The organism is Clostridium sp. LY3-2, assembly GCF_024705715.1.
Classification (GTDB): Bacteria; Bacillota; Clostridia; order Clostridiales; family Clostridiaceae; genus Clostridium.
Map to the genome: position 1 here is coordinate 41,738 of NZ_JAMDLQ010000015.1, position 24,150 is coordinate 65,887.

At 28.0% G+C, this 24,150-nt stretch carries 21 protein-coding genes and 1 tRNA gene; 5 read left to right on the forward strand and 17 right to left on the reverse strand.

Going from position 1 to position 24,150, the window contains the following annotated elements; genetic code table 11:
- Positions 1-3: 3 nt before the first annotated feature.
- The 3 genes from M4I33_RS04925 to M4I33_RS04935 form a co-directional block, all read right to left on the reverse strand.
- Positions 4-903: a metal ABC transporter solute-binding protein, Zn/Mn family gene (locus M4I33_RS04925; RefSeq protein WP_257915770.1), complete on the reverse strand. Its 900-nt coding sequence runs from the start codon at positions 901-903 to the stop codon at positions 4-6.
- A 76-nt stretch (positions 904-979) separates the two neighbouring features.
- Positions 980-3,724, reverse strand: coding sequence for an AAA family ATPase (locus M4I33_RS04930; protein WP_257915771.1), 2,745 nt, complete (start codon positions 3,722-3,724; stop codon positions 980-982).
- Positions 3,714-4,844, reverse strand: coding sequence for a DNA repair exonuclease (locus M4I33_RS04935; protein ID WP_257915772.1), 1,131 nt, complete (start codon positions 4,842-4,844; stop codon positions 3,714-3,716). The genes M4I33_RS04930 and M4I33_RS04935 overlap by 11 nt, the downstream gene beginning before the upstream one ends.
- 332 nt (positions 4,845-5,176) lie before the next feature.
- Here M4I33_RS04935 and M4I33_RS04940 point away from each other — a divergent pair, with 332 nt between their 5' ends.
- Positions 5,177-5,953, forward strand: a complete 777-nt coding sequence (locus M4I33_RS04940; RefSeq protein ID WP_257915773.1) for a hypothetical protein — start codon at positions 5,177-5,179, stop codon at positions 5,951-5,953.
- A 399-nt stretch (positions 5,954-6,352) separates the two neighbouring features.
- Here the strand turns inward: M4I33_RS04940 and M4I33_RS04945 are convergent, their stop codons facing one another.
- From M4I33_RS04945 to M4I33_RS04955, 3 genes are all read right to left on the reverse strand, one after another.
- A complete protein-coding gene (locus M4I33_RS04945; protein ID WP_194189577.1) occupies positions 6,353-6,517 on the reverse strand; it encodes an alpha/beta-type small acid-soluble spore protein in 165 nt (54 codons plus the stop codon).
- 126 nt (positions 6,518-6,643) lie between these two features.
- Positions 6,644-7,219 carry a hypothetical protein gene (locus tag M4I33_RS04950; RefSeq protein ID WP_257915774.1) on the reverse strand — a complete coding sequence of 192 codons (576 nt, stop codon included), beginning with the start codon at positions 7,217-7,219 and terminating at the stop codon, positions 6,644-6,646.
- Positions 7,220-7,502: 283 nt separating this feature from the next.
- Positions 7,503-7,578, reverse strand: a tRNA-Trp gene (locus tag M4I33_RS04955).
- 141 nt (positions 7,579-7,719) lie between these two features.
- Here M4I33_RS04955 and M4I33_RS04960 point away from each other — a divergent pair.
- Positions 7,720-8,787, forward strand: coding sequence for a nitronate monooxygenase family protein (locus M4I33_RS04960; protein WP_257915775.1), 1,068 nt, complete (start codon positions 7,720-7,722; stop codon positions 8,785-8,787).
- A gap of 33 nt (positions 8,788-8,820) precedes the next feature.
- Here the strand turns inward: M4I33_RS04960 and M4I33_RS04965 are convergent, their stop codons facing one another.
- Entirely contained in the window at positions 8,821-10,074 is a 1,254-nt protein-coding gene (locus M4I33_RS04965) for an alkaline phosphatase family protein (protein ID WP_257915776.1), read from the reverse strand.
- A gap of 96 nt (positions 10,075-10,170) precedes the next feature.
- Here M4I33_RS04965 and M4I33_RS04970 point away from each other — a divergent pair, with 96 nt between their 5' ends.
- Positions 10,171-10,725, forward strand: coding sequence for a restriction endonuclease (locus M4I33_RS04970; protein ID WP_194189573.1), 555 nt, complete (start codon positions 10,171-10,173; stop codon positions 10,723-10,725).
- A gap of 51 nt (positions 10,726-10,776) precedes the next feature.
- Here M4I33_RS04970 and M4I33_RS04975 read toward each other — a convergent pair whose 3' ends face one another.
- The 5 genes from M4I33_RS04975 to M4I33_RS04995 form a co-directional block, all read right to left on the reverse strand.
- Positions 10,777-10,944 carry a hypothetical protein gene (locus tag M4I33_RS04975; protein ID WP_194189572.1) on the reverse strand — a complete coding sequence of 56 codons (168 nt, stop codon included), beginning with the start codon at positions 10,942-10,944 and terminating at the stop codon, positions 10,777-10,779.
- Between the two features lie 105 nt (positions 10,945-11,049).
- Entirely contained in the window at positions 11,050-11,589 is a 540-nt protein-coding gene (locus M4I33_RS04980; RefSeq protein WP_194189571.1) for a 2'-5' RNA ligase family protein, read from the reverse strand.
- 62 nt (positions 11,590-11,651) lie between these two features.
- Entirely contained in the window at positions 11,652-12,191 is a 540-nt protein-coding gene (locus M4I33_RS04985) for a lysozyme inhibitor LprI family protein (RefSeq protein WP_257915777.1), read from the reverse strand.
- A gap of 22 nt (positions 12,192-12,213) precedes the next feature.
- Positions 12,214-12,897 carry a hypothetical protein gene (locus tag M4I33_RS04990; protein ID WP_257915778.1) on the reverse strand — a complete coding sequence of 228 codons (684 nt, stop codon included), beginning with the start codon at positions 12,895-12,897 and terminating at the stop codon, positions 12,214-12,216.
- A gap of 163 nt (positions 12,898-13,060) precedes the next feature.
- On the reverse strand, positions 13,061-14,119 hold the full coding sequence (locus M4I33_RS04995; protein ID WP_257915779.1) for an endonuclease/exonuclease/phosphatase family protein: 1,059 nt from the start codon (positions 14,117-14,119) through the stop codon (positions 13,061-13,063).
- Between the two features lie 154 nt (positions 14,120-14,273).
- Here M4I33_RS04995 and M4I33_RS05000 point away from each other — a divergent pair, with 154 nt between their 5' ends.
- Positions 14,274-14,726, forward strand: a complete 453-nt coding sequence (locus tag M4I33_RS05000; RefSeq protein WP_257915780.1) for a C-GCAxxG-C-C family protein — start codon at positions 14,274-14,276, stop codon at positions 14,724-14,726.
- 70 nt (positions 14,727-14,796) lie between these two features.
- Here M4I33_RS05000 and gltA read toward each other — a convergent pair whose 3' ends face one another.
- The 3 genes from gltA to M4I33_RS05015 all read right to left on the reverse strand — a co-directional run bounded on the left by gltA (position 14,797) and on the right by M4I33_RS05015 (position 18,359).
- Positions 14,797-16,191 carry an NADPH-dependent glutamate synthase gene (gltA, locus tag M4I33_RS05005; protein WP_257915782.1) on the reverse strand — a complete coding sequence of 465 codons (1,395 nt, stop codon included), beginning with the start codon at positions 16,189-16,191 and terminating at the stop codon, positions 14,797-14,799.
- On the reverse strand, positions 16,191-17,081 hold the full coding sequence (locus M4I33_RS05010; protein ID WP_257915783.1) for a sulfide/dihydroorotate dehydrogenase-like FAD/NAD-binding protein: 891 nt from the start codon (positions 17,079-17,081) through the stop codon (positions 16,191-16,193). The genes gltA and M4I33_RS05010 overlap by 1 nt, the downstream gene beginning before the upstream one ends.
- Positions 17,082-17,192: 111 nt before the next feature.
- Complete coding sequence (locus M4I33_RS05015; protein WP_257915784.1) at positions 17,193-18,359, reverse strand: iron-containing alcohol dehydrogenase; 1,167 nt, start codon at positions 18,357-18,359, stop codon at positions 17,193-17,195.
- Positions 18,360-18,688: 329 nt separating this feature from the next.
- On the opposite strand from M4I33_RS05015, the gene M4I33_RS05020 reads away from it, so the two are divergent.
- Positions 18,689-19,042: a hypothetical protein gene (locus M4I33_RS05020; protein ID WP_257915785.1), complete on the forward strand. Its 354-nt coding sequence runs from the start codon at positions 18,689-18,691 to the stop codon at positions 19,040-19,042.
- Between the two features lie 42 nt (positions 19,043-19,084).
- On the opposite strand, the gene M4I33_RS05025 is transcribed toward M4I33_RS05020, so the two are convergent.
- Together M4I33_RS05025 and M4I33_RS05030 are read right to left on the reverse strand one after the other, a co-directional pair.
- Positions 19,085-21,634, reverse strand: coding sequence for an SH3 domain-containing protein (locus tag M4I33_RS05025; RefSeq protein WP_257915786.1), 2,550 nt, complete (start codon positions 21,632-21,634; stop codon positions 19,085-19,087).
- Positions 21,635-22,144: 510 nt separating this feature from the next.
- On the reverse strand, positions 22,145-24,034 hold the full coding sequence (locus M4I33_RS05030) for a sigma-54-dependent Fis family transcriptional regulator (RefSeq protein ID WP_257915787.1): 1,890 nt from the start codon (positions 24,032-24,034) through the stop codon (positions 22,145-22,147).
- Positions 24,035-24,150: the final 116 nt, after the last annotated feature.

Genomic DNA, 24,150 nt, shown 5'->3' on the forward strand with positions numbered 1-24,150 from the left:
TTTTTACTTATTTTCTTCTAATAAACTACTATAAATAGTTTCTAAATTATACTTCATAGCTTCAAGATAACTTTTAGAATCTTGCTCACTTTCTAGAGTATAAATTTTTTCAACCTTTGCACCTACTTCTTTTGCTAAAGTCTCAGAAGTTTTTTGCTCTGCTGTAGATTCTGAAAAAATAACTTTAATGTTATTTTTCTTGCAGTAGTTTACAAGTTCTTGTAACTTTTGAGGAGTAGGCTCTCCTTCTTGGAAGATACCACTTACAGATTTTTGAGTTAATCCAAATTCTCTACAAAGGTAACCAAAAGCTTCGTGGTTAGTTATAAAATCTTTATTTTTAAGTTTCTCAAACTTAGGTTTGTACTCATTATAAAGATTATCAAACTCTTTAACTAATTCTTTATAGTTAGCTTCGTAGTAATCTTTATTTGAAGGATCTTTTTCTACTAAAGCATTTAAAATATTCTTAGCTTCGATTTCAGATTCTTTTAAACTTAACCAAACGTGAGGGTCAACAGTGTCGCCTTCTTTTCTAGTATTAACTCCTTCACTTGCTAAAACAACTTTAACGTCAGTAGATTTTAAAGAATTTAAAACATCGTCTGCCCAATGCTCCATATCTAGTCCGTTATATACAAATATATTACTTTCCATAAGTTCTTTAGTATCTTGTGGCTTAAGGTCAAAATCATGAGGCTCTAACCCAGGCCCAACTAAAGTTTTGACTTCTACTTTATCTTTACCTATCATCTTAGTAAATTGTTCTAAAGGATAAATAGATGCAACTACTTTTATTTTTTTGTCAGTCTTATCAGAATTTGCATCTTTTCCATTTGAAGAACAGCCTACAGCTGATAAGGCTAATATTCCTACAAATAAAACGCTTAAAAACTTTTTCACTCTTACACTTCCTTTTTGCATATGATTTGCATTTGCTATAGTGTAATATTATTATAATTTAGAAACTTTGTCAATTTTATATACTAATATAATTAAACTCAAGCTCTAGTTCTTTTGCTATTTTAAGGTCTATCTTTTGACAAGTAAATAATATTATTTGCTCAAAGCCTTTTTGCATTATATGATGCATTGCATTTTTTCTTCTAATATCATCATATTGTATAAAGGTATCATCTAAAATTACAGGAACTTTAGCATTTTTAAAGATAAGTTCTATAAACGCAATTCTAAGGGCTAAATAAAGCTGATCGTTTGCACCACAGCTTAAAAAATCAGAATTAAACATATCCTTTGAATCTCTAACTAACATTCCATAATCATCATTTAATTTAACTTCTTTATACTTATCAGAAGTTAGTTTTTTGAAGTTTTCACAGATCTTTTTGTTAAGAGTTGGTCCAAAGTTGTTTTTAATTTCTCTACCTGAAACTAAAAGAGTTTCTATAGCTAAATCTATAGCTTTAAGCCTTATTTCTAAAGAAGAAATCTCTTCTGTTATATTATTTAAGTCTTCTTCTATTCTACTTATATCTCTTCTACCTAAAAAACTACTCTTTATTTCGTTTTCTAAATCTTTAATTCTTTTTTCTGTTTCAATAAGCTCATTAGATTTAGACCTTATTTCTAATTCTATATCCTCTTCATTTTTATAAGAATACTCTCCATCAATATTAAGAATATCTTTAAGTTCTTCTTTTATAGAATCTATATCCCTATCTTTTAATAAAACCTTATAAGTTTCTTCTACACCTTTTAAAGCATTTTCCAAATCACTTTTTTTATTTAGTTTTTCCCTAACATCTTTTAAATATACGTCTAGATTAACTAAATTTATTCCTTCAATATTCATATATATAAGTTTTTCTTTTATATTCTTTTCTTTGCTTTGAAGTTCATAATTAATTCTATCTAGCTCTTCGCTCTTAGTTTTAATTTGTATCTCTAAATTTATAGTATTATCTTTTACCTTTTTATAAGCATCTAATTTTTCATAAACTTCTTCTATGCTATTAGCACCTGAAACTTTTATTATAGAAGTTATCACTTTTGAATTTTGAAGATACTTTTCTCTAAGGGCTACTACATCAAAATCATTTAAATTTTTTCTTCTCTCTTCTAATACTATAAAAGTTTTCTCTTCTAAGGCTAAATAATTATTTAAAGAATTTATAGCCCTTAAAAGATTTTCATAACTATTGCAATTTATAGTATCCATATATCCATTTAATTTATCTTCAATATTTTTTATATCTTTATTTAAATAATCTACTTCGTCTAATAACTTTCCCTTACTATTTATATTGTTTAATTCTTTATTAGATTTAATAAATAGTGCTGCCCCTAAAGCTAAACATATAAAAGAAATAATATAAAATAAAGCTCCTCCCCCTAAAATAGAAAGATTTAAAATAGAGATTAAAATAGAAGCTATTATTATTCCCCCGGAAATATTCTTCTCTTTTCGAACCTTTTCCTTATTATTTTTAATCTTTTCACTGTTTGGTGCTTTAGTTATAGCACCCTTTAGCATATTTAATCTTTCTTCATAAAGGTTAAATAAATCTTTTATTTCATCTTTATTATCTTTTAATTTAATGATATCCCCTAAGAATTTCTTTTTTTGACTTAATCTAATCTCTTCATCGTCTATAGACTTCTTTAAAGCATCACCCTTTAAAATCTTATCTTTTAAAGTTTCTTGTTCTAAATTTAGCTTAATTAATTTTTCTTTTATTCCATCATCCATAGAATCAAAAACTTCAAAGCTTTTATCTTCTAAAACATTTTTTTCATATTCTTCTTTTAAAGATCTTAGATCTAGCTCCTTCTCACACTTAGTATCTAAAAGCGCTAGGTATCTATTATTATCACTAGCTAGTTCATCAATAAAAGAAATAGTAATAGAACCATTTCCTTTAACTAAATCTCTATTAAGCTCTTCTTCTTCTCTTTTTAAATTTTCGCTTCTTTTAAGATAAGTGCTTATCTCTTTATACTCTTTTTGAAGCTGCATCTTTTTGTTATGCTTTTTATAAAGGTCTAATTTTTTTATATCTTCTTTTAATAATTCTTTCTTTTCTTTTTCTTTTTGAAGCATTTCTTCATTTTCTAAATTTTCTTCTGCTATATTGTAGCTTTCATATCTCTCTTCTATTACATAGTTATATCTATTTTTAAGTATATCAAGCCTACCTGACTTTCTTGTAGTTGTTATACTTTTTCTATTTTCTTTAAGTTTATCTATAGCTTTATCTACAGATACTTCCCCTTCGCCGCACCCGAAAAGCTCTATAATCTTTTCTATTATTTGCTCGTCCTTATCTTTTGAAACTTGCACTCCAAGCTGCGGTATAAAAAGTGTTTTTGAAAAGGTATTTCCGTTTATCTCTAAAAAATACTCTCCAGGTGCATCTTTATTTATCTCTTTTATTTCTTCCCCAGTTAAACTATCGAGTATTATTGATTCATCATCTTTTTTGGTGTTTCCAAAGCTTCTTTTTATGATATACTCTCTTCCTTCAAAAGAAACTATAAGTTCACCTCTCATTTTTTCTCCCGTAAAAGGCATATATTTTTTTCTTAGATTATTTTTATTTCCACGTACATTTGAAAATCCGAAAAGCCAAGCTTTTATAAAGTTTTCTATAGTACTTTTTCCCTTCTCATTTTCACCATAAATTATATTAAGCCCATCTTTTAAATCTATTTCTTTATCTTTTATTTTTCCAAAATTATTTATTATGGCTTTTTTAATAATCATCTAAATTCACCTCTTCTTCTGTAAGACTTGAAAGTCCAAGTTTTAAAGCTAAATTTATAACCTCTAATTCATTCTCATCTGCTTCTTCCATTGATTCTTTAAGTTTTTTTACAAAAATACCTTTTATAGAATTTTCACTTCCTAAAGAGTCTAAATTTAATGAGACTTTTGTTTTATCCTTTATTTTAAGAAAATAAAATTTATCTTTTAATCTTTCTTTTAATATGTTTTCATCTATATTAAAATCAGAATCTATTTCTCCAACTAAATTTATCTTAAATATATCTATCTTTGTGTTAAACCCTTCAAGTTCTTCTTTAATCCTATTTTTAAGTTGGATGTAATTTTTAACTCCAGTTATATCTATATCAACTGATTTATATTCTCTTATACATGTTTTAATAAACTCATGTTCTACGAAGTTTTTCCTTATATTTAATAAGAGTACTCCTTTTTCATCAAGTTCATCAAAACCTCTTCCCTGAGGACACCCACTATAAGCATAGCTAGTCTTCCCCTCTTTTAAAACCCCAACATATTTATGCCTATGTCCTAATGCTAAATAATCTAAATTACTTTTTTCTATATCATCTAAAGAAATAGGATTATATTCATTTGTAGTGTTTCCTTTAGTAATTTCACTATGAATAACACCAATATTAATGTAATTTTCATCTACATTTAAATCTTTTAGCATAGATTCATGCACATAATTCTCATTAAAGGCCTCACCAAATACACATACCTTCAAATCTTCTAATACTACCTTTTCAAGCTTTTCTTTAAATATGTATGTGTTTTTAGGCCAGTCTACTAATTTATAAAAAGATTTAAAGTTATATGGATCGTGATTACCAGGACTTATAAAAACTCTTGCTCGCTTTAATCTTTCTATTTCTTCTTTTATAAATGTTAATGTATCTTTTTTTACAGTATAATTATCAAATATATCCCCACTTAAAAGTAATATATCAACATCTCTTTCATTAGCTATGTTAATAATTCTTGTAAATACTTCTTTTAACTCTCTTTTATTATTTTCTGCACTCTTTAAATCAAAATCTTTAAAAGGAGTATCAAAATGTATATCTGCTGAATGTAATATTTTAATTTTTTTCATATCAAACTCCTCCTTAACGAACTCCCGTTCTCAGTTTACCATATTTTTTTATGTAAATCTCCTATTACTTACTAATTGATAATTTTTGGCCTTTCATGATCCTCTATATGTATTTTTTAACCTCTTTTAAAATACTCAACTGTGTGTTCCATAATATTGTGTATACATGCTTTTATACTATTTATATCATCTTTAATAAATCCAATTTAATCATAAACTTATTAACTATTTAAAACATTGTGTTTTACAAAATTGTGTAGACAATCTTTATTTTATAATTTTTTGAATAATTAATTTTATAAGGTCAATAATCCTAATATGGAGGTGATGTTATGAATGAAATTACCCATTGTCCTCATTGCAATTCAAATAATTTTAGAAAACATGGATTCTATAAAAATAAAAGAAGATTTTTTTGTAAAGATTGCCTTAAAACCTTTTCTAAAAGATATGAATCCGTTAGCTATTATTCTAAGAAATCAGATGAAATTTGGTCTTCTTATATAGAATTATTTAATAAAGGCTATTCTATCAGATTATGTTCAAACCTTCTTAAAATAAATATAAAGACTGCCTTTTATTGGAGACATAAGATACTTAGAAAAATCAATAAAGAAAATAAAATAGATAATTCAGGTATAAATATTGGAATAAAAACTTATTGGATAAAAGAAAATAGAAAGGGAACTAAAATTTATAGCCCCACTAGAAAAAAACATTTAATATGTTGTACGAAATCATTAACTCATAATATTTTTGGAAAGATTCTATTAGATAATAAATTTAATATTCATTTAGCTAGAAATAATTTCAAAGAAAAATTTCCGTTTCATTTAGAAGATAGTCTAATTGGAACTGATGTTTATTCTAAAACTATCGCTACTAATATTAATAAAAAAACAAAATTTGAAATTACTTCTGAGTTAAAAAGACAAGTTTATAGTGAGTTAAATCATGTCTATCTATCGCATAAGGCTTGGCTTAAAGCATTTAAAGGGATTGCCACAAAATATTATGATAGATATTTTAGTTGGTTTAGTTGCGTATTCCAAAATATTCATCGCGAAAATTTCACCTTTTCTAGTATTTTAAAATGCTTAATCATTTAAGTTTTCTATTATTTTTATATTTAGGTACAAGCTTTAATACATTACTTAATAATAGTTTTCTTATACTTTATATATTTAAAGAATGTAAATTTCATTTTAGTAGTATATTTTTATCTTGTACACACAATTAAATACAACACATACCCTACTAAAAATAAAAATAAAAAATATTTTACATACTCCTTATACCTAAAAAACTAAAATTCTTATTAAACTAACTTTAATGCAAAAGAAAAGTGCTAAGATGAAATATACATTTCTTCTTAGCACCTCCCTTGAATTTGTAGGTAGTAAAAATATCGGGTTAATTGCTTAGATAAAAGCTAATTTCCCTTTATTTCTCCCCTAAAACTCTTTCGAGTCAGCTTACAAACATATCTAACGATATATGCTTACAAACTACTTTAGAGAATCCTCATATTTTTCTACCATTCTTTTAACCATTTCGCCACCTACAGATCCACATTGTTTAGAACTTAAATCTCCGTTGTACTCTTTGAATGGTACTCCTAGTTCAGATGCTACTTCGTTTTTGAAGTTTGCTAAAACTTTGTTCTTTGACATAATGTCCATCTCCTTTGCGATTGGTTTTGTTAAAGTAAATCTTTTGATTTACTTTACACTCTTATTATCTCTCATAAGATAAATTGAATACGTAGTAATTTATGGAATATAAAGAATCTATTTCTATTAAACAAAAGCTTTAAAATGATATCCTTTGCCTTCTAAATTTTTTACTTCATCTGATAATTGCTTTACAAAATCTGTTTTGATATTATCGCTATTAATTATAAATGCAGCATCTTCTTTATCAATACTTTCAATATCATTTTTATTTCTTATTATTTTAACGTTATTTTGATTTAAAATATCTTCAATTTCTATATATTGTGGTAATACAGTATGTCCATCTTTTTCCACTAACTCGAAAAAAGATGTTCCTTCATTAAAAACACCATCATTATTTAAAAAAGTTATTTTGATTTTTAAATTTTTTGCAGTTTCAAGTATTCTGTGAAGGTTGCATGTTATAGTATCTTTATCTGCATCTATTACAAGATAACCTTTTTCAGTGTTTTCTTTTACCATAGATGTTAAAGGCTGATAATTCATTTCTACTATCGTCTTTACTACATCATTAACATCATCCGTTTTACTTTGTGAACTTTCATTAGAAACGTTCCCCTCTGCTTCTGTTTTTGTTGATCCGAAATATAATGTCGTAAACCCTATAGAAACAGCTATAACTAAAATTGTGATTAACACAATTTTTTTATATTTTTTCTATACATATTATTCCTCCTACCGCTCTCTATATTTCAGATTATAACATATTTTTTAATATAATTTTAACTTTTTATATTATTTTTTTACTTTTTAGACTTTTAAAAGCTATTTATATATAATTCGTACTTATTTTATACATATTTTTTTAATTTTTTAATCAATGTTAATAAAAAAAATTTAAACAAATTATTAACACATTCAAATTTCTACTTTTTTCGTCATTTAACGATAAAAAAAGCACTTAACAAACGTTAAGTGCTTTTGGCAGGGGCAGTAGGACTTGAACCCACAACCAATGGTTTTGGAGACCACTACTCTACCAATTGAGCCATACCCCTAAGACTCTGTTAGTTTAACATAATATTTTTAGCCTGTCAATAATAACTTTTTGTTGTTTAATTTCTCTTTTTAGATTATAATTAAAAATATATTTTGATAATCAAAATATTTAAATTTCAAAATAAATGAGGTGTTTTAAAATGGAATTCAAACCTTTAAAAATTGGAAACCTAATCGCAAAACTTCCTATAATACAAGGAGGTATGGGCGTTGGAGTTTCTTTATCATCACTTGCCTCTGCTGTTACTAATGCAGGCGGGATAGGAATAATTTCTTCAGCACAAATTGGTTATAAAGAAAATGACTTTGAAATAAATCCTTTAGAAGCTAACTTAAGAGCTTTAAAAGAACATATAAAAATAGCAAAAGAAAAATGTAACAACGGCATAATCGGTGCAAATATAATGGTTGCTACTAAAAACTACGCAGAATACGTAAAAACAGCAATCGATGCAAAAGTTGATTTAATAATATCTGGTGCAGGTATGCCAACTCAATTACCTAAGCTTTGTAAAGGAAGCGACGTAAAAATCGCTCCTATAGTATCTTCATTAAAAGCTTGCAAGGTTATATTAAAACTTTGGGATAAACACGATGATGTTGCACCTGATTTAGTAGTAGTAGAAGGGCCTAAAGCCGGCGGACACTTAGGTTTTAAAAAGGATGACTTAATTAATCATATTGAAAACTTTGATCAAACTGTAGTTGATATAGTTAATCACGTAAAAGAATATGAAGCAAAATACAACAAAGAGATACCTGTTGTTGTAGCTGGTGGAGTTTACAGCGGATACGATATATCTAAATACCTATCTTTAGGGGCTAGCGGAGTTCAAATGGCTACAAGATTTGTAGCTACCCACGAATGTGATGCTTCTATAGAATTTAAAAATGCTTACGTAGAGTCTAAAAAGAATGATATTGGCTTAGTGAAAAGTCCTGTCGGAATGCCAGGCCGTGCAATTTTAAATAAATTCGTAGATAAAACTAACCTTGGAAATATCAAAGTTCAAAAGTGTTATAACTGCTTAACACCTTGTAACCCAGCTGATACTCCTTATTGCATAACTCAAGCTTTAATTAATTCAGTTAAAGGTGATTTAGATAATGGACTTATCTTCTGTGGTGAAAATGCATACAAAATAAAAGAAATAGTTTCTGTTAAAGATTTAATGCTTGAACTTGAATCAGAATTAAAAAAAGCTTAGAAAAAATCAGTAGGAAGCCTCCTACTGATTTTTTTATTTACTATAATATAAAAATGGTATTTCCATTTCACTTTTACTTAAACCACCATGAACTCCTTTTTGATTAAAGCTTTCATACATCCAAACCGTGTTATTATCTAGAGGAATAATAATTAAATTTCCTACTCTATCATAAAACCTATCGCTTATATACGGAAATACACCTAGCCCTGATAATTCATCTATAGTAAAAACTAATGCTCTATCTTTTAGCTTTTTACTAAGTATATCTTTAAGGTCTTCTAATTTATCCTCTTTTACATGTAAAAATAAATCTCTTACGTACCCACAAGGCGAATAGATATCTCCTTTTTTATTTTTCTTTAAAAATCTTTCTATATTTTTAACTTCTTTATCTAAATAAATCATTTTTGATAAATCAGCTTCTATTTGTCCGTGGTCTGCTGAAATTATTATATCTATTAGATTTAAATCTTTTATATTTATAAAGAATTTATCAAACTCTTTAAATAATTTATTTATTTCCGATTTAAACTCTAAGGATTTAGGTCCGTATTTGTGCCCTATTGAATCTATGTTTGGAATATAAACATAATAATATTCCTTTTCATCATCTTTTCTTAAATCCGTTTCTAACATTTTAAATAATTCATCATAATTTTTATAACTATTTAGCTTAGCGTATCTAAACATATACTTACTATAAGTACTATCGTTTATATAGTTTGGTTGATATGCATTTGATTTAACATTTAAACTTAAAAGTTCTTTAAAGAAACTTTCTTTTGGTAAAAAATCTTCTGGTTTTATTCCCTTATTAGCTAAATTTTCATAAATATCGCTTTCTGTTTCTTTAAATAAAAATGCACTTATATTATTATCACAAAACTTTTCATAATAATACCACTCATAAATACCATGCTCATGCACCGGCATGTTTGTAAGGGCAGTTGTAATTTCTCCTGTAGTAGATGACGGGAATTGTGCTAAAATTTTAGATACTACTCCTTCTTTTTCTATAGTTTTAAAGCTTTTAAAATCCTCTTTATATAAATCGTAAAATTCATAAGAGAAGGCATCAACTAAAAAGAATAGAACTTTGTTTGGCTTTGATTTGTAATTATTTATTGTATCTAAAGGAAGATTTTTTAATGTATTTTCACTTTCACCAAATAATCTTTTTATAGAATTAAATATATTAGAAAATAAATACTCCTCTTCACTTTTTAATACTAAAGAATCTTTGTATCTTTCGCTTACTTTAGAAAAAGACCTTTTATTTATCATAAATATCACCCCACTAAAATACTTCTTATTATTATATCTAAGTAAATGATTAAATTCCAATTTTTTGTCAATAATCTTTTATAAGGGAGGTGTTTTATGTTTAGTTCACTTAAATTTATTTTATTATTTATAGCATTTATGATGCTATTAAAAGCTATATACCCTATTTTAAATAGGCTTACTAAATATAAAGAGCAAAATTATAATTTTTCTTTGAAAGTTAAAAAAGAAAATATAAACAAACTATCTAGATTTGAATTCGAAGGGTTTTGTAAATGGTTATTTGACGGGAATTCTAATATATTAAGTATAGAAGATCCTTACTCTGATCTTTCTAGCGGTGCAGATTTTATATTAAATACTTTAGATTCTGAAAAGATCTATGTAAAATGTAAAAGAAATATAAAAGAAGATACTTTAACTATAGGGTTAGACCCTTGTCAAAGCCTAATTGGCGCTATGGTTTCAGATAATGTTAAAGAAGGCATTATAATAACTATAGGATCCGTTAGTGAAGCTGCAAAAGATTATATAAAATCAATTAATTCAAATACTGATTTTACTTTAACTATAATAGATATGGAAGGGATTTCTAGACTTTTAGAAGCTAAAGAAAACTCTGAAGATTACGAAATAAATGTAACAATATAATAAAGGCAATGGAAAAATAAATTAAATTTATTTTTTCATTGCCTAATTATTTTAACTTCCCATTATCTTTGAGAAAATTTGTCCTGATGTATTATATAAAAAGAATCCTAAAACTATAAGGGCTACGACCATAACTATCAATGCAATCCTCATTTTTTTCTTAGTTCTTTTTATATCTTCTTCTATTTTAAGTTCATCTTCTTTATTTAAATCTTCCACCAATCTTCACCCCTAACAAACAAACTACTCTTACTAATAATTATATACTATTATACTAGATTTATTTCACATAATTCTTAAATTAGTCTTAATTGATTGATAGATTTAAAATAACCTTTTACTTTTTATAACTTTTCCAAGCTTATCAGTTTTTAAATCATATAAACCTATACCATAAAATGCCCCTTCAAAAGGAACAAACACATTTAAAGCGTAGTCTAATACCTTTTTTAGTTCTTCTAAGCTAAGACCACTAGCTAAGCTGCAATGAGGATTCCATCTTTCTGGTTTATAAAATTCACGTGCACTATAATCATAATCTTTCATAACTTTATAAAAATCCCTATGCATGCTTAAAATCTCTTCTGTTATCATAGGCGAAATCAAACAAGTTCCTGTAGTTGGAAATGATCCTAAAATGTCAAACCTACTTTTCATACTCTTTAAACCTTTAGAAAAATCACGTAATCTATTTATAAAATCATCTAAATTATTAATTTCATCATAAATTGCAAGGGTTATATGAGGCTCTAAAAGCTTCACGTTATCAAGCCCTGATCCAATTTTATTTTTTGATAGTTCTCTCCATATACTCTTTATGTATTCCGACGATTTCTCATCTAAAAACAAATCTACAGCATACATACTTATCCCTCCTTTAATTCTACAAACCCTAAGATGCTTCTTAACAATATTTTACCACAAATTTAATTCATATATTTATTTACTATTTCATAACATCTTTTTCTTGTGCTATCTATAAGAGATTTAGTATATACCACTTGCTCATTTTTTTGAGATTTTAGTTTATTCGCCGCATTATGAGCATTAATTTTGCGGTTTACAACCCATTTCTTTTCTTCTTCTTTAAGTTTTACGTAATCCTTCTTATTTAAGTTTTTTCCTAAGTAATCGCCGATCTCATTAAGTTTATCGTCCCACATTGTAAAGTCTTTATCTTCAGATTCAAAAATTTCACCTAAAGTTTTTTTATTATAATATAAGTTTTCACTTTTATTTTTCATTCTTTCGAACTGCTTTAGTAAACATTTCTTTTCTTCTTTTATAGGTAAATCATATCTAGGTTCTACAGAAAAACTACAATTTTCTAAACTTAAATTTGATTTATTTATATTTTTATTATTTTCCTTATAAGTTATAGTTTTATCTTTTGCATTTTCACAAGAAATAAAGGCTAAAGCTAATAATAAAAATATTAAAAGACTACTAAAGAGCTTCTTTTTCATATATAATCACCTAAACACTTTATTAAAAGAATAATTCACTTGAAAAAGCTATTATATCCCCTTTATTTAATTTTTTTCTAGAGTCTCCTGATGTACTATATTTTTTAGGAACTCTATCTATCCCTTCTTCTAAAACAAAATTATAAACTTTATCATCTTTAAAATTATCTAATTTTTCTTTTAATTTTTTTACTTCATCTTTGCTTAAATAATATTTTGCAATTTTTGTGTAGTAAAAATAAAGCATTAAAGCTAAATCATCATTATTAACTATTTTATAAACATCTAGATTTTCTTCTATACTTTTAATTATTCTACCTATAACATCTCTATTTACTTCGTAATGATAATTTTCTTCCTCTCCTTTTATAACTTCATAATCTCTTAGATTATCTATTAATTTATCTATAATAAAGCTATATTCTGTCTTTTGGTCTAACCCTTCAATAACTTCTTCTACTTCAAAAATATCTTCACTTATTATAGTACTAACATATTCTTCGTATCTATTAAGTGGTACATTTCCATCATAAACTTCTAAGAATCCATCACTTACATATAAAGCGTTTTTATTTATCATCTCTGTTATAATGCACCCTAAGATATTTCTTCTAACTCTTCTATCTTCTAAAATATTTAAATCGTATTTATCTCTATCCATTATTAATAATGCTAATTTTTCTGCTAATGTTAATTTGTTTTTCATAAAAAATCATCTCCTCCTTTTTATATTAAAATAAATATTTTACCTTTCTATTAACCTTTTTAAAAATTTACATTTCTTCCATACAATTTTAAATAACTATTTCTATATAACATATTTTTATAAAGAAAAACCTAACTACAAAAATATAGTTAGGTTTAAAAAATTATTTTAATTCAAATGTTAATGTTGTAGGGTTGTGATCGCTATATTCGAAATTATAGTCTTTTCCTTTTATACTTTTAACCTTTATATTATCAGAAACTAAGAATCCATCTATTACTGATTTTAAATTTTCTCCGTCAACATACGGTTTTTCTACTGTTCTGTTACTTGGAGTAAATTTATCTGAATAGATACTAAATCCTTTAGGCGTGAAATCTTCTGGTAGTTTTTGAATCCAATCTGGAAGACCTTCTGTAGTTTTAAAATTAAAAGCATCAGTTCCTGGGAGCTGGTTATTAAAGTCTCCACCTAAAATAACATAATTTCCTTTATTATATTCTTCTAAAACGAACTTTTTAATAAATGCAAGTTGTACCTTTCTAACTTTTCCACCCTTATCAAAAGCTGAAAGATGCACATTAATTAAAACAAATTCTTTTCCATTTTCTAATTTTTCTCTATTTACAAGCATACATCTATCTAAATCACCAAGTTGTCTAAAGTAAGATTCTTTACCTGGTAAATCGTATCTATCTGCACTATTAAAAGAGTATTTAGATAATGTCATTATTCCACTTAAAACTCTTCCGTGAGGATGAGTTATAGGAAGGGGAACCCATTTAACATCAAAATTCTTTGCAAAAGAAGTGCTATAATCTTTAAAATTATTATTAACACTTTCTACTTCATTTACGTTAAAACTTCTACTTGCCTTTTTATCTATTTCTTGCAGAAAATAAAAATCTGAGTTTTTTTCTTTCATTATATTTTCTATCCCATTTAAATTAGCTTTAACAGCTTCTTCACTTATAGCCCTAGACATCTTTCCGCCATCCATAAAGAAATCAACGTTTTTATCCATTCCTGCATAACCTATATTAAATGTAGTTAGTGTATATTCTTTATTTAATTTAACCGTTTTTTCTCTATTATTCTCTATATTAACTTTTTCTATAGGTTCTGGTTTATAATCTGTTACTATCATAAAGCAAACATAACCTAATACTAAAACTAATAATACAATAATTGCACAAATTAATACTTTAATCATTTTCTTCATCTATTACCTCCATTTCTACAACATAAGTTTAATTATAATTATTATATTTTAAATAGGGAAGATAATATTCATCCTTTTACAATTTAGTAACATAGATTTAGTGTATAATGAATTTGTAATTTAACTTATTTTACTTAGAAGGGAAAGATAACTTATGTCAAATAAAGAAAGAGTAGAAGAAATCAGAAAAATTGCTGAAGGTTATTTTGAAAGAGGAGAATTCTTCTGTTCAGAAGCTGTTGTTAAAACTATTAACGATGCTTTAGGGAAACCTTTTTCAGATGATGTAACTAAACTAGCTTCTGGATTTCCTGTAGGAATAGGTAAATCTGGCTGCCTTTGTGGTGCAGTTAGTGGTGGAGTAATGGCACTTGGAATGGTTTATGGAAGAAATCATTTAGAACCTATGAACGATAAAATGTTTGAAGAATCAAAAGCTCTACACGATTATATCCGTGAGATGTATAAAAGTACATGCTGTAGAGTTATGACAAAAGACTTTAAAGAATTCAATTCACCTGAAAGAAAAGCTCACTGCATAAAAATAACAGGTGAAGTTGCAGCTTACGTAGCTAATAGATTAATAGAAGATGGAAAATTAAAATAATCAGATATCTATATAATTAAAGGAACTCTAAAAAGAGTTCCTTTAATTTTTAAAAAGATTTTATTTTAAACTATAAGTTACTTAAATACTCATCTATAGCAGCAGCTGCATCTTTACCTGCACCCATAGCTAATATTACAGTTGCGGCTCCAGTTACAGCATCTCCCCCTGCATAAACTCCTTTTCTTGAAGTTTTACCTGTTTCATCTTCTGCAACTATACATTTTCTCTTATTTATTTCAAGCCCTTCTGTAGTTGAAGAAATAAGAGGGTTTGGTGAAGTTCCAAGAGACATTATAACTGTATCTACATCCATAACAAACTCAGACCCTTTAATAACTTCTGGTTTTCTTCTTCCAGATTCATCAGGTTCACCAAGTTGCATTTTTACGCATTTCATTCCAGATACCCATCCGTTTTCATCTGTTAATATCTCTGTAGGATTAGTTAAAATATCAAAAATAATCCCTTCTTCTTTAGCGTGGTGAACTTCTTCTATTCTAGCTGGAAGTTCAGCTTCACTTCTTCTATATACAATATGAGTTTCAGCGCCAAGTCTAAGTGCAGTTCTAGCTGCATCCATAGCAACATTTCCGCCTCCTACTACAGCTACTTTACTTCCAGTTCTAACAGGAGTTTCATAATCATCTTTAAAAGCTTTCATAAGATTTACTCTAGTTAAATATTCGTTAGCTGAAAATACTCCGTTAGCATTTTCGCCTTCTATTCCCATAAATCTAGGAAGTCCAGCACCAGAACCTATAAATACAGCATCAAAACCTTCTTCATTTAAAAGCTCATCTATAGTTATAGTTCTTCCTATGATAACGTTAGTCTCAATCTTTACACCAAGCTTTTTGATATTATCAATCTCACCTTTTACTACAGTTTCCTTTGGAAGTCTAAATTCTGGAATACCATAAACTAAAACTCCGCCTGGTTCATGAAGCGCTTCAAAAATAGTTACATCGTATCCAAGTTTTGCTAAGTCTCCAGCACAAGTAAGACCAGCTGGTCCGCTCCCTATAACTGCAACTTTTTTACCCTTTGATTCTTCCTTAGTTGAAAGATCTATGTTGTGTTCTCTACCCCAGTCTGCTACGAATCTTTCTAGCTTTCCTATAGAAACAGAGTCACCCTTTACTCCTAAAACACATTTTCCCTCACATTGAGATTCTTGAGGACAAACTCTTCCACAAACAGCTGGAAGTGCACTATATTTTGCAATAATTTTAGCTGCTTCTTCAAAGTTTCCTTCTGCAACTTCTTTAACAAAGCCTGGTATATCAATTGATACAGGGCAGCCTTGTCTACACATTGGCTTTTTACACTTAAGACATCTTTTAGCATCTTTCATTGCCTCTTCTTCGTTATACCCTAAGCACACTTCTTTAAAATTAGTAGCACGAACCTTTGGGTCTTGCTCCCTAACTGCTACTCTAACCATTCTCTCATTCATATCCATTACTTTTCACCTCCGCAATGTCCACAACCACCGTGATGAGTGTCTCCTTCTTTTTCTTTAAGGATTTTTCTTCCCTCTTCTGTTTTATACATAGTTTGTCTTCTCATAGCTTCATCAAAATCTATCTTGTGACCATCAAACTCAGGTCCATCAACACAAGCAAATTTAATTTCCTCTCCAACCGTAACTCTACAAGCACCGCACATACCAGTGCCATCAACCATAATTGGATTTAAACTTACTATAGTAGGTATATTTAATTCTTTAGTTAACATACACATAAACTTCATCATTATCATAGGACCTATTACTATAGCTTCATCGTAGTGTTTACCTTTATTTTCTACTAAGTCCTTTAAAAGGTCAGTAACTCTTCCGTCAAATCCGTAAGAACCATCATCAGTAGATATATAAAGATTTCCTGCTACTTCTTTCATTTCTGATTCTAAAATTAATATATCTTTGCTTCTTGCACCTATTATTACATCAACATCAATTCCGTGTTCTTTCATCCATTTAACCTGAGGATATACAGGAGCTGCCCCAACTCCTCCAGCTATAAATACGAATTTTTTCTTTTTTAAATCTTCAATATTTTCAGATACAAATTCAGAAGGTCTTCCTAGTGGTCCAACAAAATCAGATACACTATCTCCTACTTCAAAATTCGCTAAATCCTTAGTTCCTTTACCTACAACTTGAAAAACTATAGATACAGTTCCTTTTTCTTTATCAAAATCTGCTATAGTTAAAGGAATTCTCTCTCCCTTTTCATCATTTTTTATAATAATGAATTGACCTGGCTTTGCGCTTTTACTAACTCTCTTTGCTTCTATATCCATAAGAAACGTATTATCGTTTAATTTTTCTTTCTTTAAAATCTTATACATAATAAACTCCCCTTTTTATCATAACTTTTATGTACTTAAATAAAAGCTCCCGTATATAAATGCGAGAGCCTTTACTAATTTAGAAGTATCTTAAATTATGAATATAAATTATTAAAAATCAACTTCTTCTCCAACAAATGTGCAATTATATAATCTTTCCATAGTTTCATCATCGATTTTTCTTGGGTTTGTAGCTGTACATGCATCTAGGACTGCATTTTTAGCCATATATTTAACATTTTCAGCGAACTCTTTTTCATCTACTCCATATTCTTTAAATGATGCTGGAATATTTAATTCATTATTTAAATCTCTTATTAATTTAACTAATGAATTTACAAGTTCTTCTGTAGTTTCCCCTTGAAGATTTAATCTCTTCGCTATTTTTGCATATCTTTCACCGCACTCTTTAGCGTTATATTGAATAACTGATGGAAGTAATATAGCGTTAGCACAACCGTGTGGTACGTGGAATACTCCCCCTATTTTGTGAGCCATAGAATGTACTATTCCAAGAGATACGTTACTAAATGCCATACCTGCTAAACATTGAGCATCATGCATTTCATCTCTTGCAGCCATGTCTCCTTCAAATGAAGGTTTTATATAATCTCTAACCATTTCAATTGCATGTAATGCTAGTGGATCTGTATAGTTATCTGCTATAGTTGAAACATATGCTTCTATCGCATGTGTAATAGCATCCATTCCAGTATGTGCAACTAATTTAGGTGGCATAGTTTCAGCAAGTTCTGGATCTACTATTGCAATATCTGGTGTTATTTCAAAATCAGCTAAAGGATATTTAATCTTAGCATTGTAATCAGTTATAACTGAGAATGCAGTAACTTCTGTAGCAGTTCCACTAGTTGAAGCTATAGCTATAAATCTAGCTTTATTTCTTAATTTTGGTAATCCAAATGGTACTATTGCTTCCTCAAAAGTAAATTCTGGATGTTCGTAGAAAATCCACATAGCTTTAGCTGCATCTATTGGTGAACCCCCACCAAGTCCAACTATCCAATCTGGATTGAATTTTTTCATAGCTTCTGCGCCTCTCATAACAGTTTCAACAGAAGGGTCTGATTCTACTCCATCAAAAACTTCAACTTCCATTCCAGCTTCTTTTAAATAATCTTCTATTCTTTGTAAGAAACCAAATCTTCTCATAGAGCCACCGCCCATAACGATCATTGCTTTCTTTCCTTCTAATCCTTTTAATACTTCTAAAGATCCTTTTCCATGATAGATATCTCTAGGTAATGTAAATCTTCCCATAATTCTCTCCTCCTAATACCTTTATATAATCAAAAATTTTTCCCTCGCCTATAATATTTAGCAAATAGTATGCCAAAATGACACATTCTTATGAAAACGTCTAAAATAGTCATTTTTTTAACAAAGTATTTTATAGCTTTTTCTTGTATGTACTATTTTAGTACACTAATTAACATAAGCTGTACTAATTTAGTACAATGTACTAATTTAGTACATATCTTAGTTTCTGTTCATTTAATTTATCTTGATAATATTTATACTAAACTATTTGGAAATTATTTACAATTAGTTTATAATAATATTGAACTAATTTTTTTGGAGGTATTATTATGAAACATAAAAATCTATATTTATTTTTAATAATATTTTCTTCTTTTTTATTTTTAAGTTGTGAAAAAGATGAAAGATCAAACTGCATAGAAACTTTAGATTTAGTTGTACTTGAAAATAATATTGAAACTATGGATATAGTTGCTAAAGGATATACGAGTTCTGCTCACGAACTAATAGGAAATAAGACTTTAATAAATACAGAAGGAATTGATTTATTCGCATCATCTGGAGAAAAAATTAAAATAAAGAAAATAGAACCTGGAATGAAATTTACTGTTATGTTTGATGGTACTATAAATGAAACCTCACCAAGCAGACTAAATAACGTAGCTTGGATTCAATTAAAATAAGGTAGCTTAAAATAATTTTAAGCTACCTTAACATAAGATTTACTATATTAATTTTATAAAGTCACTACTTACAAAACCGTACCCGCCATTATACTTAATCTTATACCATCCGTCTTTAGAGTCAACTACTTTAACTGTAGCATTTGGACTTAAGTATCCTTTAACTAAATATCTAGTTGAAGCCCCATCTCTAACTCTTAAATTGCTAGTTACATTAACTACTCTTCCAACCTTATTATTAGATTCAATCTTATCATTTCTATCTTCTGATTTAGAAAAATTTTCAGTTATAGTTCTAACACTTACGTAATCTTTATGGATATATCCAGTCTTTCCACCAAACTTAATTTCATAGAAAGAACCATGTTTTTTAATTATATCTACTTTATCATTATTTTTTAATCTTCCAATTACTCTACTATTTGTAGATGCATCATTTCTTACATTTAGATAAGTATGAACTCTTATAGTACCAACTAACGAAGTTTTTACTTCTTGCTTCTTAGTTTCTTCTTTTTTATCATCATTCTTTTTGTTTTCGTCTTTAGAGTCTATATGAACAACCTTTATAACCTTATCTTCAGTCCAAGTCTTAACGCTTAAATATTTTTCATAAACATAAGCATCTCTTCCATTAAAGTCAATTTTATAAAAATCTCCATCTTTCCCTTTTACAGAAACCTTACTTCCATTTCTAAGAGAACCAACTATTCTACTATTAGTTGAATTATCACTTCTTACATTTAAGTATGAAGATATATTAACTACTCTACCTTCAGAATGTTCAATTTTTATATGTTTAGTTTCTTCTTTTTCATCTGGCTTAGCTTCAGGTTTAACATCTGGTTTTGCGATTTCTTTACTATCACTTGGTTTAGTTTCTTTATCTACTGGCTTTTCTATAGGCTTAACGACTACTACAGGCTTAGCCTCTTCTTTATGAGTTACTTTTTCTATATCTTTAATATATGTTCCAAAAACATATCCATCGTCACCATTAAAATCTATTTTATACCACTCGCCATCTTTTCCTAATATGTTGACAGAGTCTCCTCCGTATACTTTCCCTAAAACTCTAGCTGATGTTGAAGCATCACTTCTTACGTTTAAATAAGAACTAACAGAAACCTTTCCTTTTGCTACTGTTTTTAGGTTATCTTCTTTTTCAAAAGCACCTTGAACATATTTGTAGTAGTGAGTTGTAGGCGTTACATCGTATCCAGTATAAAGTCCTCTGTTATGGTAATGATCCCCGAATCTATAAACTTGGTTATCTGCAACTTCTGCAATATGTTTAGCTCTATCTGCCCACCCCATAAACACATAAGTATGAGCTTCTCCAGCAAAACAAATATCCCCAGGTTCTAATGAATCTAGATCACTAGTTTTAACCCAGCTTCTTTTAACTAATTGTTCTTCTAATTTAGTTGTGTAAGCTATATATTTAGGAATATCAACACCGATTCTACGAAGAGCTTCTGATGCAAAGTAAACACAAGTATTACTAGCATTACCATCATGTAATCTTACAGCTTCTTTAAAAATTGATTTTCTATTATCGCTATTTAATAAATAATGATAAAGCTTTTCTTGAATCGCTGAATGAAATTTATTTTCTAGTTTTACTGGCTTCTCTTCTGGCTTCTCTTCTGGCTTAGTCTCTGGTTTTGTTTCAGGCTTAGTTTCTGGTTTTGTTTCAGGCTTAGTTTCTGGCTTAGTTTCTGGCTTAGCTTCTGGTTTATTCTCTGGTTTGTTTTCTGGTTTTGTTTCAGTTTTCGACTCTGTCTTATCTGAAGTCTTACCCTCTTCTTTAGCTTCACCTTTATCATTTGGTTGTCCCTTTGGCTTATCTATTTCCTTATCTGTAGGTTTAGCTTCTGGCTTTACTTCCTTGTCCCCTTGATGCTTGTCCTGTTTGCCACCTTGCTTTTCCCCAGTATTATCTTGTTGTTTATCCTTATTCTTATCCTGTTGCTTGTCCTTAGTTTTATCAGTAGTATCTTCTGACTTATCTGAAGATTTATTATCTAATTTTGCTTCTTCCTTAGAATCGGCTTTTAATTCTGTTTTATCTGAAGTTTTATTTTCCTCTTTTGAAACATCTTTTACTGAAAGATTTTTCACTTTAGTCTCTAAATTATCTTTTACGGTGTCTTTAACTGTAAAGTATTTAGTCATTTCATCTTTAAAATAACTTATAACTTCTTTTTGCTCATCTTTTGGTAATTTTGAAATTAAATCTGTTAATGAATTAAACTGATATTCATTTATCTTTTGGAATTTTTGAAGTTCTACTAACTCTTTTGAGATTTTAACTTTAACAAATTCATCAATAGCATTTTTTACCGATTCTTTATCTGTATTTGTTTTTGCTAAATCTATAGTATTTTCCGTTTTGAACATTTGGTTTTTAGTTTCTTTTACTAAATTTTCTTGTTTAGTTTTTTCTGTAATTTTAGCACTATCTTTTGAAGTGTTTGCAGGTTCATTTGTATTTAATGTATCTGCATTCGCTGTAGTTATTGGTGTAATCGCTATAGTGCTTGCAATAGCACCAATTGCAATTAAGACTTTTATCTTTTTGCTCTTCATTTTTACCCCTCGAATCTTTAGTATTTTCTTTCTCTTTTTAATCTATATATTAAATTCTAACAATCTAGGATTTTTTATTCAATGAAACAAGCCCTGTAATTGAACCTTTTAACCTTTTGTTTATTTTTTTAAAATAAAATTCATTTTTGTTCATTTAAGGTTAAGTGAATATACTTTAAATTTATTTCTATTAACTTATCAATTGTTATGATTAATTGTTGGTATTTTTTATTTAAATCAATCTATATTAATTTTATCTAGTTAAAGGCTTGTATTTTTAATTAAAATCATGTGATTATTTGAAAATAATTAGAAACCCTTTATTTTACCTTTTTAACTATTCTAAATTATTTTATTATAAAAAAAACCTTTGTTTAATATATTAAAATTATAGGCTCGTACCTTATAAAAGTACGAGCCTATATAAAATAATATATTTACCAACAATACATCATAACATTAAACTAGGTTTTTCTTTTTTTAATAAAAACATCATTCATACTCTTCAAATCATTTTGATTTATAGTACAAAGTATTTCTACTCATACCAAGTTCTTTAGCTGTTTTGCTTATATTATTATTGTTATAATCTATAGCTTTAATAATAATATCTCTTTCTATTTCTTTCATAGACTTATATTTTTCTAAATCTATTTTAATTATCTTCTCTCCATCATTTGTTTTATTTTTAACAATATCATCATAAATAAAATCCTTCTTATTAAGGATATCGTAACTCATACAGCCATCTAAATTAACTATATTTTCAATGCAATTTTCTAATTCTCTAATATTACCTGGCCATTTATATTTTAATAATTTTTCTTTTATAGATTCATCTAAAATCAAGTTAGGTTTATTTAACTTTAATGATTTCATCAAAAAGAAATGATCTATAAGACGGCTTATATCACCAAGTCTTTCCCTAAGCGGTGGAAGCGTTATTGGAATTACGCTTAACCTGTAATATAAATCTTCCCTAAACCTCTTATTTCTTACCTCTTCTTTTAAGTTTTTATTAGTTGCAGCAATTATCCTAACATCTACTGGTATTTCTCTATCGCTACCAACTCTAGTTACTCTACCTTCTTGAATAACTCTAAGTAAATGAACTTGCATCTCTATTGGCATCTCACCTATTTCATCTAAAAATATAGTTCCTCCATCAGCTTGTTCAAACTTTCCTTGCTTGCCACCTTTTTTAGCTCCAGTAAAGGCCCCTTCTTCATATCCAAAGAGTTCGCTTTCTATAAGGCTTTTCGGAATAGCTCCACAGTTTACAGGAACAAACTTTTTATCACGCCTGTAGCTATAATTGTGAATAGCTTGGGCAAAAACTTCTTTTCCTGTACCGCTCTCCCCTTGAATTAATATAGTTGAAGGGCTGTTTGCTATAACTTTGCAGTTTGTAATAACATTACAAATAGCATCACTTTCGCCTATAATATCATCAAAAGATTTATATGCCCCAGTGTTATTATTTTTATACTCATCTTCTTCTTTACTCAAAGTTACTATTGCACCTATAAGTTTTTCTTTAAGAATTATAGGTTTAACTACTATTAATGTTTTATGAGAATTATCAAAATTTAATTTTATATCTTTAGTGTATACATTATATAAATTTGTTCTAAATCCATTTATTATGTTTTCCCAATTTGGAATTATATTAGCTATTCTTTTACCGATTAACTTTTTTTCATCACCACAAAGAATTTCTAAAGCTAACTTATTTACCTTTTTTATTTTCCCAAAATCATTTATAAGTATAAGCCCCTTATCTGTATTATCCATAATACTTCCCATATAATTATAGGTTTTATCTAAAATTTCCTTAGAATGAATTTTATCTAATTCATTTTCTATAGCTTTAACTCCAAATATAACTAACCCTAAAGAATGTGGATGCTTCTCTGTCCACTGAGCAGTTAGATTTAAACTTCCTATAATCTCCCCATCTTTTCCGTGGATAGGTGCTGCAGAACAAGTTAATGTTTGAAATATATTTATGTAATGCTCCTCTGCTGTAACTTGAACCGCTCTATCTTCTTCTATAGCGATCCCCATAGCATTAGTTCCAATACTCTTTTCATCCATATACATTCCAACTTTAATATTTAACCTTTCAAATGCTTGTATAGCACCTGTTGCACCTGCTATATTCAGTATGCATCCATCTTTATCAGTTAATATAATTATAAAATTTTCATCCTTTAACACATCATTAAACATATCCATATAGACCTTAGCTTTTTTAACTAAGTCTTGATTTTCTTTAAGTACTAGATTAATTTTACTTACATCTAATACTTTTTTAGAGCTTACCCATTCTCTATTTACACCATATTTCTCACTTCGCTTATGCGACTTCTCAATTATGTTATTAGACTCACTATCCATATAATAACTCTTCTCCCCTTAAATTGAATTTCTTCACATATTTATAGTAAAACAATTTTTTTATTATGTATAGTTATAGTAAGCAATTTTTATTTTCTTAATTTTATAATTACGAA

What these genes read in the sequence shown, in the direction of transcription:
- M4I33_RS04930 (WP_257915771.1), bottom strand. Translation starts at nt 3,724, where the DNA reads ATGATTATTAAAAAAGCCATAATAAATAATTTTGGAAAAATAAAAGAT.
- M4I33_RS04935 (WP_257915772.1), bottom strand. Translation starts at nt 4,844, where the DNA reads ATGAAAAAAATTAAAATATTACATTCAGCAGATATACATTTTGATACT.
- M4I33_RS04940 (WP_257915773.1), top strand. Translation starts at nt 5,177, where the DNA reads ATGAATGAAATTACCCATTGTCCTCATTGCAATTCAAATAATTTTAGA.
- M4I33_RS04945 (WP_194189577.1), bottom strand. Translation starts at nt 6,517, where the DNA reads ATGTCAAAGAACAAAGTTTTAGCAAACTTCAAAAACGAAGTAGCATCT.
- M4I33_RS04960 (WP_257915775.1), top strand. Translation starts at nt 7,720, where the DNA reads ATGGAATTCAAACCTTTAAAAATTGGAAACCTAATCGCAAAACTTCCT.
- M4I33_RS04965 (WP_257915776.1), bottom strand. Translation starts at nt 10,074, where the DNA reads ATGATAAATAAAAGGTCTTTTTCTAAAGTAAGCGAAAGATACAAAGAT.
- M4I33_RS04970 (WP_194189573.1), top strand. Translation starts at nt 10,171, where the DNA reads ATGTTTAGTTCACTTAAATTTATTTTATTATTTATAGCATTTATGATG.
- M4I33_RS04980 (WP_194189571.1), bottom strand. Translation starts at nt 11,589, where the DNA reads ATGTATGCTGTAGATTTGTTTTTAGATGAGAAATCGTCGGAATACATA.
- M4I33_RS04985 (WP_257915777.1), bottom strand. Translation starts at nt 12,191, where the DNA reads ATGAAAAAGAAGCTCTTTAGTAGTCTTTTAATATTTTTATTATTAGCT.
- M4I33_RS04990 (WP_257915778.1), bottom strand. Translation starts at nt 12,897, where the DNA reads ATGAAAAACAAATTAACATTAGCAGAAAAATTAGCATTATTAATAATG.
- M4I33_RS04995 (WP_257915779.1), bottom strand. Translation starts at nt 14,119, where the DNA reads ATGAAGAAAATGATTAAAGTATTAATTTGTGCAATTATTGTATTATTA.
- M4I33_RS05000 (WP_257915780.1), top strand. Translation starts at nt 14,274, where the DNA reads ATGTCAAATAAAGAAAGAGTAGAAGAAATCAGAAAAATTGCTGAAGGT.
- gltA (WP_257915782.1), bottom strand. Translation starts at nt 16,191, where the DNA reads ATGGATATGAATGAGAGAATGGTTAGAGTAGCAGTTAGGGAGCAAGAC.
- M4I33_RS05010 (WP_257915783.1), bottom strand. Translation starts at nt 17,081, where the DNA reads ATGTATAAGATTTTAAAGAAAGAAAAATTAAACGATAATACGTTTCTT.
- M4I33_RS05015 (WP_257915784.1), bottom strand. Translation starts at nt 18,359, where the DNA reads ATGGGAAGATTTACATTACCTAGAGATATCTATCATGGAAAAGGATCT.
- M4I33_RS05020 (WP_257915785.1), top strand. Translation starts at nt 18,689, where the DNA reads ATGAAACATAAAAATCTATATTTATTTTTAATAATATTTTCTTCTTTT.
- M4I33_RS05025 (WP_257915786.1), bottom strand. Translation starts at nt 21,634, where the DNA reads ATGAAGAGCAAAAAGATAAAAGTCTTAATTGCAATTGGTGCTATTGCA.
- M4I33_RS05030 (WP_257915787.1), bottom strand. Translation starts at nt 24,034, where the DNA reads ATGGATAGTGAGTCTAATAACATAATTGAGAAGTCGCATAAGCGAAGT.